At 70.0% G+C, this 12,313-nt stretch carries 10 protein-coding genes; 6 read left to right on the top strand and 4 right to left on the bottom strand.

The genetic code is table 11. From position 1 onward, the window contains the following. Positions 1-54 precede the first annotated feature (54 nt). The gene (locus QQM72_RS15200; protein WP_314221412.1) at positions 55-777 is read right to left on the bottom strand and encodes an LPXTG cell wall anchor domain-containing protein; all 723 of its coding nucleotides are present in this window, start codon (positions 775-777) and stop codon (positions 55-57) included. Between the two features lie 301 nt (positions 778-1,078). Between QQM72_RS15200 and QQM72_RS15205 the strand changes: the two genes are divergently transcribed. Next, entirely contained in the window at positions 1,079-3,271 is a 2,193-nt protein-coding gene (locus QQM72_RS15205) for a serine/threonine-protein kinase (protein WP_314221413.1), read from the top strand. Between the two features lie 57 nt (positions 3,272-3,328). Here QQM72_RS15205 and QQM72_RS15210 read toward each other — a convergent pair whose 3' ends face one another. Further along, positions 3,329-4,894 (bottom strand): amino acid permease, encoded by a 1,566-nt coding sequence (locus tag QQM72_RS15210; RefSeq protein ID WP_314221414.1) that lies wholly within the window; start codon positions 4,892-4,894, stop codon positions 3,329-3,331. A gap of 215 nt (positions 4,895-5,109) precedes the next feature. Between QQM72_RS15210 and QQM72_RS15215 the strand changes: the two genes are divergently transcribed. Then, a complete protein-coding gene (locus QQM72_RS15215; protein ID WP_314221415.1) occupies positions 5,110-5,595 on the top strand; it encodes a ribose-5-phosphate isomerase in 486 nt (161 codons plus the stop codon). 495 nt (positions 5,596-6,090) lie between these two features. Further along, the gene (locus QQM72_RS15220) at positions 6,091-6,897 is read left to right on the top strand and encodes an Fpg/Nei family DNA glycosylase (RefSeq protein WP_314221416.1); all 807 of its coding nucleotides are present in this window, start codon (positions 6,091-6,093) and stop codon (positions 6,895-6,897) included. Positions 6,898-7,076: 179 nt separating this feature from the next. On the opposite strand, the gene QQM72_RS15225 is transcribed toward QQM72_RS15220, so the two are convergent. Next, entirely contained in the window at positions 7,077-8,312 is a 1,236-nt protein-coding gene (locus QQM72_RS15225) for a GNAT family N-acetyltransferase (RefSeq protein ID WP_399077454.1), read from the bottom strand. Between the two features lie 235 nt (positions 8,313-8,547). Between QQM72_RS15225 and QQM72_RS15230 the strand changes: the two genes are divergently transcribed. Further along, positions 8,548-9,732, top strand: coding sequence for a PP2C family protein-serine/threonine phosphatase (locus QQM72_RS15230; RefSeq protein WP_314221417.1), 1,185 nt, complete (start codon positions 8,548-8,550; stop codon positions 9,730-9,732). Positions 9,733-9,833: 101 nt separating this feature from the next. Beyond that, positions 9,834-10,292 (top strand): HD domain-containing protein, encoded by a 459-nt coding sequence (locus tag QQM72_RS15235; protein WP_314221418.1) that lies wholly within the window; start codon positions 9,834-9,836, stop codon positions 10,290-10,292. A 173-nt stretch (positions 10,293-10,465) separates the two neighbouring features. Here the strand turns inward: QQM72_RS15235 and QQM72_RS15240 are convergent, their stop codons facing one another. Next, positions 10,466-11,701, bottom strand: coding sequence for an acyltransferase family protein (locus QQM72_RS15240; RefSeq protein ID WP_314221419.1), 1,236 nt, complete (start codon positions 11,699-11,701; stop codon positions 10,466-10,468). Positions 11,702-12,104: 403 nt separating this feature from the next. Here QQM72_RS15240 and QQM72_RS15245 point away from each other — a divergent pair, with 403 nt between their 5' ends. Then, positions 12,105-12,299, top strand: coding sequence for a hypothetical protein (locus QQM72_RS15245; RefSeq protein ID WP_030779494.1), 195 nt, complete (start codon positions 12,105-12,107; stop codon positions 12,297-12,299). The last annotated feature ends 14 nt before the right edge of the window (positions 12,300-12,313 follow it).

Genomic DNA, 12,313 nt, shown 5'->3' on the forward strand with positions numbered 1-12,313 from the left:
GTCGGGTCGCGTCACGCGACCCGACCCGGCGAACCCCTTTCGCGTGGGGCGCGGTCAGCTCTCCCGCCGCTCCGGCCGCCGCTGGGACCACCGCAGTCCGGCCGCGCCCGCCGCGAGCAGTGCGGCTCCGGCCGCGCCGAGCGGCAACACGTCCCGTCCGACACCGGTCTTGGGCAGTTCGTCGCCGCCGGGACCCACCGGTGTGTTGTCCGTGCCGAGGAGCAGCGGGGTGGCGGGCGCGTTCGGCGACGGGTTCGTCGTCCCGAACGGCACCGGGCCCTGCTGCCAGAACGTCTTCTTCCCGTCGGCGGTCTGGACGGGCAGACAGATCTTCCCGGTCTTGCTCAGGTCGAAGGTCGCGTCGACGGCGTACGACTTGGACGCTCCGGCCGCGAGGTTGTCGATGGGGCAGGAGAAACCGCTGTTGGATCCTTCCGGAAGATCTTTCCTCGCGATGGCATCACACCCCTGAACGCTTTTGACCGAAAGGCCGTCGAACCCGACGATCAAAAGCCTTGTCCGTCCGCTGTCCTTGGTTCCCTCGTTCTTCACCGTGGCGGTGATCGCCGTTTTCCCGGAAGCGTTGTCGACCGAGATCCGCTCCGGCAGTGTCGTCGTCGTCTTCACGCCCGCGGGCGCCTCGTCGACGGGCTTTCCCCCCTTGCCGCTCCCCGGCCCCTGATCGTCCGCCCCGGCGGGGAAGGAAAGGATCAACACCGCCGAGAAAGATGCCACGACCAGCGATCCGACGACGGTCTTCGCGCGACGAGAACTCATGTTCGCCCCCCTTGGCTGCGCCTGAATTCGCAGTACTGGAAGAGGTACCACAAGATTTCTCCACACTATGCTGGTAGGGCAGTAAGTGTGACTATTGTGTTCCGGGGCCGGGCAATGGAGGGGGTGCAGCGGATTGCCGGGAAATGCGGGAAACACAGAGAATCCGGGGAATGCGGGGAATCCGGGGATTACGGGGAACGCGGGGGGTGCGGGGAACACGGGGAATTCCGGGAGTGGCGGTTTCCCCGGGTTACTGGTGACGGGGCGCTACCGGCTGGTCGAGAGTATCGGCCAGGGGGGAATGGGGCGCGTGTGGCGAGCCACCGACGAGGTGCTCGACCGGCAGGTCGCGGTGAAGGAGATGCGCATCGACGGCCTCGACTCGGAGGACACCCGCACCCGCCGCGAACGCACCCTGCGCGAGGCCAGGGCCACCGCCCGCATCGACCATCCCAACGTGGTGCGCGTCTACGACGTCGTCGACGAGGGCGAACGCCTTTGGATCGTCATGGAGTTGGTGGCCGGACGCTCCCTCGAACGGATCATGGCCGAGGAAGGCCCACTGGGTCCACGCGAAACCGCCCGGATCGGCCTGGGCCTGGTCACGGCACTGCGCCAGGTGCACGCCAGGGGAGTGCTGCACCGTGACATCAAACCGGGCAACGTGCTGGTGGAAGGCATGAGCAGCGCGGCGGGCAACGGGGGGACCGGCGTCCGACGGATCGTCCTCACCGACTTCGGCATCGCCGCCATCCAGGACACGAAGGCGTTGACCATGGTCGGCATGCTGGTCGGCTCCCCGGACTACATGGCCCCCGAGCGCATCTCGGGCCACCCGCAGGGCCCGCCCTCCGACGTGTGGTCCCTGGGTGCGACGCTCTGTGCCGCCCTGGCCGGCCGCTCCCCCTTCTCCCGGGACACCACCCTGGCGACCCTGCACGCGGTCCTCTACGAGGAACCCCGACTTCCCTCCGCCGCGGGCCCGTTGTACGACATCCTGACCGCCCTCCTGGCAAAGGAACCCACCGCCCGCCCCACCCTCACCGCCCTGGAATCCAGCCTCGAGCGCATAGCCTTCCCGCCGCCGACACCGACGCGGGCCGAGGCGGTGCCGGCGGCGGAGGTGGCGGTGGAGGCGGTGGAGGAGGGAGCGGGGACCGGCGATGCCGACAGCGTGGAGGGGATCGCCGGGGTTGAGGGGATCGCTGGGACTGGGGGGATCACGGAGGCCAAGGGGACGGCACGGGGTCGGGGGCCGGAACCGCTCTCGGACGTGGGGGAATCGCCACTGCGGGAATCGCCGACCCGCATACTCCTGAGCCCCGTCAAGGCGACCCGCTCGCCCCACGCACCCGACTCGCCCGACGACCCCCCTGATGCCGCCGATGCCTCCGCCGGTGCCCCCATCGCTGCCTCCGCCGACGCCTCCAGCGAAGCGGCCTCGGAGATGCGCTCGGAGGCGGGCTCCGAACCTCCGTCCCCCGGCCCGCAGGGAACGCCAGCCCCGCGCTCCGGCATCTCGCTCGCCCGCTCCCGAGCGGTGACGGAACGCAACCCGGCCCCGCACCAGGCTCCGCACCCGGCCCCGCACTCGACGCCGACCCGTCGAGCGGGCCCGCCACCCGGCGGTGAGCTGCCCGGTCCGGCTGGCCCGGCCACTTCCGGTGCCGGCAGGCGCCGTTCACCCGGGGACGCCGGACACCGTACGGGGACTACGGGGACTACGGGGACTACGGGGACTACGGGGACTACGGGGACTACGGGGCCTACGGGGCCTACGGGGCCTACGGGGAGTGAAGGGCAGAGGGGACGTACGGGGGGCTGGACGGGGCGCCGGACCGGCGCGGTCGCCGCCGTCGGTGTCGCCGTCGTGGCCACGGTCCTCGCGATCGTGCTGGCGTCGGCTCCCGGCTCGCACGACGGCGACAACCAGGCAGGCGGCACCTCGCCCAAGTCGTCCCCGGTCGCCGGCTCGACCACCGGCTCTGGCACCGGCTCTGGCACCGGTCCCGGCTCCGGTACGACTCCCTCGGCGTCGCCCACCGTCGAGGGGACGTTCAGGCCCCCGAGCCTGCCCCCGGGCACGCACCAGGAAGCCGGAGGCTTCGCGTGGGCGACACCCAAGGGCTGGCGGCGGGATGTGAAGACGGGAGCGGAGGTGCACTACACGTCACCCGACGGCAGCCAGGAGCTCGTCGCCAAGTCCTCCTTGGCCCGCGGCGACCTGATGGACACCTGGCGGACCTCCGAACGGAACGCCCACCAGGGCCGGGACTACAGCAAGATCCGCCTCGAGGAGACGACGTTCCGAGGCCGGCCGGCGGTCGTCTGGGAGTACACCTTCACGCTCCAGGGCACCCCCTGGCACGCCCGGCTCCTGGGCTTCGACGAGAGCGGGAAGTCGTACCAGATCAACACCTGGTACCAGCCCGCGGCCGAGGCGGCGGCCCTGAAGACGTACGAGAAGGTGAAGGACAGTTTCACCGTGATGTGACCCGGCGAAAAAAGGGGCCCGCCGAAGCGGACCCCCTTCATCGACCTCCGAGCGGAGCTACTCGACTTCGCGCCCGCCAGTGCCAGTGCCGGAGCCAGTGCCGGCGCCAGAGACCGCGCCAGAGACCGGGTCGGCGGCCGAGTCAGAGCCAGAGACAGGGGCAGTAGCAGCCCCGGCCCCGGCCCTGGCCTTGACCCGGCTCTCCTTCAGGAAGGCGACGCCGACCACGAGGGCGGCGACGAGCAGCGACAGCAGCACGGTCGTCCGCCCGCTGCTCTCCCCCTCGGTGTCGGTCAGCATGTAACCGAGGACGAAGACGATCAGCGCGGCCGTCGCCCAGGTCAGATACGGGTACAGCCACATCTTCACGACCAGCTTCTCCGGCGACTCGGCCTGGATGATCTTCCGCATCCGCAGTTGCGAGAAGCAGATCACGAGCCAGACGAACAGGGCCACGGCGCCGCTGGAGTTCACGAGGAAGAGGAAGACGGAGTCCGGGAACCTGTAGTTGAAGAAGACGGCGACGAACCCGAACGTGACCGAGGCGACGATCGCGGCGAGAGGAACACCACGGTTCGTCGTCCGCGCGAAGATCTTCGGCGCGTCACCTCGCTCGCCGAGCGAGAAGGCCATGCGGGAGGCCGTGTAGAGGCCGGAGTTGAGACAGGACAGCACCGACGTCAGCACGATGAAGTTCATGATCTGACCGGCGTGCGCGATCCCGAGGGAGTCGAGGGCGGCCACGTAGGAGCCCTGCTCCTTGATGGACGCGTCGTCCCAGGGCAGCAGTGTCACGACGACGAAGATCGAACCGAGGTAGAAGACGCCGATACGCCAGATGATGCTGTTCGTGGACTTCGTCACGGCCCGCTGCGGGTTCTCGGACTCGCCGGCCGCGAGGGTGGCGATCTCGCTGCCCATGAAGGAGAAGACGACGAGCAGCACACCGGTGAGGATGGCGCCCGGTCCGTTGGGCAGGAAGCCGCCGTGTTCGGTGAGGTTGCCGAGTCCCGCCTTGTCGCTGTCGACACCGGGCAGCACGCCGAAGACGGCGAGCCCACCGACGACGATGAAGGCGCCGATCGCGACGACCTTGATCCCGGCGAACCAGAACTCGAACTCGCCGTAGGACCCGACGGAGACGAGGTTGGTGGCGGTCAGCACCACCATCACGATGAGCGCCCACCCCCACTGCGGTACGCCCGGCATCCACCCTTCGAGGATCTTGGCCCCGGCGGTGGCCTCCACCGCGAGCACGACGACCCAGAAGAACCAGTAAAGCCAGCCGATGGAGAATCCGGCCCAGCGGCCGAGCGCCCGGTCGGCGTGCGCGGAGAACGAACCGGAGGTCGGATTGGCCGCGGACATCTCGCCGAGCATCCGCATCACCAGCACCACGAGCGTGCCGACGAGAGCGTAGGACAGCAGAATGCCCGGCCCGGCGGTGGCGATACCGGAACTGGAACCGACGAACAATCCGGCTCCGATGACCCCGCCGATGGCGATCATCGACAGATGCCGGTTCTTGAGCCCTGCCTGAAGCCCGGATCCGGGTCCGCTTCCGGGTTCTCCGGAACCTCCGGGGCCGTGGTCGGCCTTGGTGAGGGTCGGCTGCGAAGTCATGAGGATGGTTTTCCTTTGCGCCGCGTGAGGGGAATCAGTGCGTCGTGCGTGGGGGGCGTACGAGCCGGTCCAGTGAATCCGAGGCCACTGAATTCGGGAACCTTTGATTCCAGATCGTTACTTGAGCTTTTCCTGAGCTTCTATGGGATTGCTCAGGGATTTCGGACGCGGCACCCGGCGCTGCTACCCCGCAAGACTCGTGTCACACTCGACCCATGCGCGTGTATCTCGGCTCGGACCATGCCGGCTTCGAACTCAAGAACCACCTCGTCGAATGGCTCAAGGCGGCGGGTCACGACCCGGTCGACTGCGGGCCCCACATCTACGACGCCCAGGACGACTACCCGCCCTTCTGCCTCCGCGCCGCGGAGCGGACGGCCGCGGACCCCGAGTCCCTCGGCGTCGTGATCGGCGGCTCCGGCAACGGCGAGCAGATCGCGGCGAACAAGGTGAAGGGCGTCCGTGCCGCCCTGGCCTGGAGCGAGGAGACCGCGTCCCTCGGCCGCCAGCACAACAACGCCAACGTCGTCGCGGTCGGCTCCCGCATGCACACCCAGGACGAGGCGACGAAGTTCGTCGAGACCTTCCTCGCCACCCCGTTCTCCGAGGACGAACGCCACATCCGCCGCATCGACATGCTGTCGTCGTACGAGACCACGGGCGACCTCCCGGCGATCCCGCCCCACCACCCGCAGCAGTAGGCCGCGGACGGAGCCTCGCCGACAGCGAAACGTCAGCGAGGCTCCGCCGGGGCGTGGAGGCGTCAGTGAGGTTCCGCCGGGGCGTGGAGGCGGCAGCGAGGTTCCGCCGGGCGTGCCGGCGTCAGTGAGGCTCCGCCGGGGCGAAGATGCGAGGCTCCGTCTGCACGGAGGGCGAAGTCCCGTCGGGGTCGGAGAGTAGAGCTCCACCGGGGGCGCGAGGCTCCGCCGGACGGAGAGCGAAGCGCCGCCGGGGTGGAGAGGCCAAGCCCCACCGGGGGTGCAGGGGTGAAGCCCAGCGGGGGTGCAGGGGTGAAGCCCCGTCGGGGGTGCGGTGGGCGGAGCTCCCGCGGGGCCCGGGGCGGAGCCCTGGACCTCCAACCGTCACCAGGCCGGGTCGGGTGGCGGGCGGGAGAGGGGTCGGGGCGGTGCCCCGGCGTGGGTGACCTGTCACCTGACCGAGTCAGGTGGGCGGGTGGGAAAGAGAAGGAGACCCCGGTGCCGGAAGGGCACACGATTCACCGACTGGCGCAGGACTACGCCCGCTTCACCCACCATCCCCTCCAAGTAACCAGCCCTCAGGGCAAGTTCACCGATGCCGCCGCCCTCCTCACCGGCGTCCCCCTCACCCGTACCGAGGCCCACGGCAAACACCTCTTCCTCGGCTTCACCGGTGACCGGTGGATCCACATCCACCTGGGCCTCTTCGGCAAGGTCACCTTCGGCCAGGCCCCCGCGCCGCCTCCCACGGACACCGTCCGCCTCCGCCTCGCCGACGCCACCTCGTACGTGGACCTCCGAGGGCCCACCACCTGCGCCCTGATCACGAGTGACGAGAAGCAGGCGATACACGCCCGCCTCGGGGCCGACCCCCTCCGTGCCGACGCCGACCCCCAGGCCGCGTACACCCGCCTCTCCCGCAGCCGTACGACGATCGCCGCCCTCCTCATGGACCAGAAGATCATCGCCGGCGTCGGCAACGTCTACCGGGCAGAGGTCCTCTTCCGGCACCGCATCGACCCGTACCGCGCGGGCAGGGACATCACCCCCACCGAGTGGGACGCCATCTGGGCCGATCTGGTCGTCCTGATGCGCGAGGGGGTCCGCAACAACCGCATCGACACGGTCCGCCCGCAGCACACCCCGGAAGCGATGGGCCGCCCCCCGCGCGTCGACGACCACGGCGGCGAGGTGTACGTCTACCGCCGTACCCACCAGCCCTGCCACCTCTGCGGCGACGCCGTCCGCACCGCCGACCTCGCCGCCCGCAACCTCTTCTGGTGCCCGACCTGTCAGCAGAACTGACCGCCGGTGCCCCGCCTGCCGACGGAGCCGACCGCGCGGACACGTCAGTAGCGGACCCGTCAGTAGCGGACCCGCCAGTAGCGGATACGTCAGCGGCGGACCCGCCAGCAGCGGACACGTCAGCAGCGGACACGTCAGCGGCGGACCCGCCAGCAGCGGACCCGCCATAGGCGGACCCGTCAGAACCCGTGCGGCAGCCAAGGGGCCGTGGTCGCCCCGAACCCGACGGAGGCCTCCGCGAGCGCGCCCTGGCGCAGCTCCCGTACCCGCCCGGCCCCCGCCAGCGAGGCCAGACTGACACCCCCGAGATACGCCGCCCCCAACTCCCTTACGGACAGCGCGAGATCGGCGGCGTCGGAGGTGCGCCCGCACACCGCGCCCTTGGCGTCCCCCGACAGCCGCCAACGCCCCGAGTTCCAGGGGCAGAAGGCGTCCTGGACGTCCAACACCACGTCGACCGGCGCCTGATACGTCCGCGCCTCGAGCGCCGCGCCCACGTCCACCGGCCGCACGTACAACGAGTCCCGCACCCGCAGCTCGCACCGCCGGATGTCGGAGACGAGATGCTGCCACGCCTCGTCCATCGGCCGCGCCCGCACCTTCAGCGAGGTCGTGAGGTCGATCCCGAACAGGAACCGCCACAGCGCCGCCTCCGACACCGGATCGACCCCGACCAGGTCCTGGAGCCGCACCTGCCCGTTGTGCCCGCTGTCCCGCCACTCGGGCCGCACCCGGAAGCGGACGTACCCGGTGACCTCTCCGTCCCGCTCGGCGAGCACGCACTGCAGCGGTGACGCCCCGTTCCGCTCGCTCGCCGGATCGAGCAGCCCCAGCTGCTCCCATCCGGGCCGGCGCGCGAGCATCCCGGCCCGGATGGGCACGGTCCGGGCGTACAGCGCCTCGCACACCTCGAGCTCCGCGCCGGGGTCGACGTAGCGCAGGCGTACGTCGTCCGTGCCGGCCGGGACGGACAGCCGTACCCGACTGGTGTCGATCTCGGCGTGCAGTCCGAAGGCTGCGGCGGCGTACCCGAACCGTCCGTAGATGTCCGGTTCGGAGGCGGTGAGGATCGCGAGCGGCTCGCCCCACTCCCGCACGTCGTCCAACTGCCGCCGCATCATCGACGTCAGCACCCCGCGCCGCCGGTGGGTCGCGCTCACGCCGACCATCGTCACGCCCGCCGCCGGCACCGAGGCCCCGCCCGGTACGGTCAGCCGGAAGTCGTAAGCCCCCGCCGTGGCCACGCACTGGTCGCCGTCCCACACGCCCAGGGAGCGCTCGTACGAGGTGAGCGCCCTGAAAAGCTCCCGTTCCTCGGTCGACTCCCCGATCCCGCCGAAGGCGCGGAGCAGGGTTTCGTACCACTCATCCCATTCGTCCCGGCGCAGCACTCGTGGTTCCCGCGACTCCCGCATCTCCCGCACCTTCCGCATTTCCCGGCGTTCGGCCGCGGAAGAGGTCGCACGGCCCGTCGCCTCACTCGTCATGGACTCATGCCTAGCAGTCCAATGCGGGACGAGCCAGCCAATTTCTCCCTCCTCGGGGCGCGAGCGCTTTCCGTGAAGTTGACTGTGAAGTTGAGCCTCGGAGGGGGGACAAGTGGGACCTCCCGTGCCAAGCGGCGGGTTCGATGGATAGGGTCCCGAACTAATGGCAGTAGGACGGCAGCGGCGCGCGGAAGCCGAGACGTTGACGGCCCGGTTGAAGCACTTGATGCACCGGGTCCGCACCGGCCTGCGCAGAAGCGCCGTGGACTACTTCCGCGGCGACGGTTCGGACTGGATCGCGCTGGCGTTCCTGCTGCTCACGGTCCCGCTGATCGCGGTCACCACGCTCGCCAACTCGGTGTGGTGCTCACCGGCCGCCCTGGTCCTGCCGATCGTCGCCGGCGGACTGCTGCTGCGCCCGTCGAGTCTGCTCGGCCTGTACGCCGCGGCGGCCACGGCCCTCATCGTGGAGTCGGTGCAACTGGGCCCGTACACGCAGGGCCCGTCCAGAGTCACCCCCGGCGTGGTCCTGGTCGTCGCAGCATGCGGTTTCTTCGGACTGCTCATCGCCCAGTTCCGCAGCCGGGTCGGCGTGCCCTGGCGGCGCGGCGGCACCATGCTCTTCGACCTGCGCGAACGCATCCGGGTGCAGAGCAAGCTGCCGAGCCTGCCGCACGGCTGGCACCGCGAGATGGCGCTGCGGCCCGCGGGGGGCCAGTCGTTCTCCGGTGACTTCGTCGTCGCGGCCCGGACGAACGGCGGCCGCACCATGGAGGTCGTCCTCACGGACGTCTCCGGCAAGGGCATGGACGCAGGTTCACGAGCGCTGCTGCTGTCGGGCGCCTTCGGCGGCCTGCTGGGCTCGCTGCCGCCGCACGCCTTCCTCCCGGCCGCCAACGGCTATCTGCTCCGCCAGGACTGGGACGAGGGCTTCGCGACCTCCATCCACCTGGTCCTCGACCTCGACTCCGGTGACTACGAGCTCTACTCGGCCGGCCATCCGCCGGGCCTCCAGCTCAGCGCGGGCAGCGGCCGCTGGGAGGAGAAGGCCGCCGAGGGCCCCCTCCTCGGGGTGTACGACGGCGCCCAGTTCGACCCTGTGAAGGGTTCACTGCGCCCCGGCGATGTGCTGATGCTCTTCACCGACGGCCTGGTGGAGACCTCCGACCGGGACATCGTCGAGGGCATCGACCGCCTCACCGGCGAGGCCGACCGGTATGTGGCCGGCGGCTTCCAGGGCGCCGCCTGGCACCTGATCGAGGCGGTGGCGAAGGACGTCAACGACGACCGCGCCCTGCTGCTGGTCTGCCGCGAGGGCCCGACGTCCCAGTCGGCCCCCCTGTCCTGAGCTCTCCCGTACCGTCCTGAACTCCCCTGAAGCCTCCGAGCTCGCCCGTACCGTCCTGTGCTCCGCCGGGGCTCCCGACACCCCCGAGGGGGCCACCCACGATGCTCACCCTGTCCGAGGTCGAGAGCCTCGCCCGCGCCGCCCACCAGGGACAGACCGACAAGGCGGGCCGGCCCTACGCCGAGCATCTCCAGGCGGTCGCGGAGGGCGTACGGGCGCGGGGCGGCGACGCCGATCAGATCGCGGCAGCCTGGCTGCACGACGCCGTCGAGGACGACGCCCTGTCCGGGACCTGGCTGGACTCGGCGGCGCTGAGCGACCGTACGAAGGCCGTCGTCCTGGCGGTCACCAAACGGGCGGGAGAGACGCCGGAGGCGTACGCGGGGCGCATCCTGGCCACGCCGGGCGCCTTGCTGGTGAAGGAGGCGGACCTGGCGCACAACGCGGACCCGGCGCGGCTCGCGGTCCTGGACGCACCGACCCGGGCGCGACTGACGGAGAAGTACGCACGGATGCACGCGCTCCTCGGTCTCACGGCCCGGCGGGACGAGGGCGTCTAGAGGGCGCTTGTTCTGGATCGGGCCGGATCAGGCCGCGGTGTCCGGAGCGGTGCTTCGCAAGCCGGAGCATGACCCGCGTGCTGGTCGTACGCGGGTCGTACGCGGGTCGTGCGACAACGCCGCGAGGTGCCGCGCCGGGCTCCCCGGACCCGGGCTGATCCAAAGGCAACGCCCTAGCCCACGACGTCCGCCGGCTGCTCCTGCTGTCCCCGCACGCCGGGCTTCTGCCGCTGCTCGGCCTGCTCGGCCTTCGCGGCGGTCTCGGCCTTCTCGCGCTCGCGGGCGAGTTCGGCGGCGTCCCGCTTGAAGGCCCAGTCCATCCTCGGTTCCACCACGAACCGCAGCACCCGCCGAACGGGCGCGGTGCACAACAGGGTGACGAGTACGGCCACGACGACCGTGACGGCGATCTCCCCGAGCGGGCGGTGCAGCGCGCGGTGATCGAACCAGCCGCGGTAGTCGGCGGTCTTGAGCAGCAGGCCGTGCGTCAGATAGCCGTAGAGCGTGCCCGCGCCGAGTGCCGTGAACCACATCGTGCGACCCGGAACCCAGGAAAGGAAGCAGGCCGTCAGCAGCAGGGAGCAGCCGAACAGGGCGAGCTGCATGACGGGACCGACCCACCACGGGACGCCCAGCTCCTGCGCGGAGTTGCGGTGGTAAAGCCATCCGCTGTTCATCCGCGGTACCGCCCACCAGGCGAAGGCCAGCGAGAAGGCGAACACCGGCACCGCCGCGATCCGGAACGAGCGCCTGCGCACCAGCGCGAAGTGCTCCGGCTTCAGGATCAGTCCCAGCACGAAGAACGGCAGGAACTGAAGCACGCGCGGGAGGTCCAGGTCACCACCGATGTTCGGGGTGGCGGAGGCCGCCATGGCGATGCCCAGCGCGAGCGGCAGTGGATACCGGACCAGTTTCCAGATGGGTGTGGTCAGCCGCCAGATGAACAGTGCGCACAGGAACCAGGTCAGGTAGTAGGGGTCGAGCAGGCTGATGTCCTGGGGGGAGCCGTCGACGTACGTCTTCAGGAGCGGGTAGGCGGTCTCGAAGACGACGTACGGCACGACGATGCCCGTCACCAGCCGCTTGAGCTTGGCGGGGCTGCCGTCGAAACTGCGGGAGAAGTAGCCGGAGATGACGATGAAGGCCGGCATGTGGAAGGTGTACACCAGCACGTACGCCGCCGTGAGCACCCGGCTGTCGCCCTTCAGCGGCTCCCAGGCGTGTCCCATGGCCACCAGCACGATCGCCAGGTACTTCGCGTTGTCGAAGAACGCGTCGCGCTTCGCGGCGGGCCGCGGGGACGGCCGTCCGACGGATCTGTCCCTGGACTGGTCGTGCTGGTCGTGCTGATCGTTCCGGTTCCGGGGCGAGCGGGGGCTCTGAACGAGAGACGAGGCGGCGTGGAACATTTGAGGCACCCTAGCGTCGCGCGCGCGTATTCGTAAAACGCCCCAGGTCATTCCTTGTTATTGCCCTCCGGATTGCCCGCCGTATTGACCCCGGAAGGTGGTGGCTACCGCACGCATCCGGCCTTGATGTCACGATTCATCCCGACTAAAAGGTGCATAACGCCGGTTGTGCACCTGTAGTTGATCGGGCTGCGGCCACAATTCGAATTACCTGCGCAGGCGTTGTGTGGACACGGCAACGAACTGCCCCAATTCCCTGTCCGGGTACGGCCTCGAATTGCTGTGCGGCGCACCCCCGGCCGGACGCGTTCGCGCGATGATGTGTCACGGGCCGCATGGGGAGGCCCCGTTGGTGGCACGATGGTCTCGGGAGTGCGGACCGACCGAGGGTGTGTGATCAGTTGTGGCCATTTCACTGTCAGTGGTGCTGCTGTTGGCGATCATCCTGGTGGTGCTCATCCGGGGAGGGTCGATCAAGGCGGGGCCGGCGATAGTCGCGATCCTGTTCGGCTTCTTCCTCGCCTCGACCGGCATGGCCCCGTCGATCAACCGCTTCCTGGACTCCCTCGCGGACACCATCAACTCGATCAGTTTCTGAGGCCCGCCCCCGCG

The sequence above is a fragment of the Streptomyces zaehneri genome (genome assembly GCF_032248645.1).
In the GTDB taxonomy this organism is placed as follows: domain Bacteria; phylum Actinomycetota; class Actinomycetes; order Streptomycetales; family Streptomycetaceae; genus Streptomyces; species Streptomyces coriariae.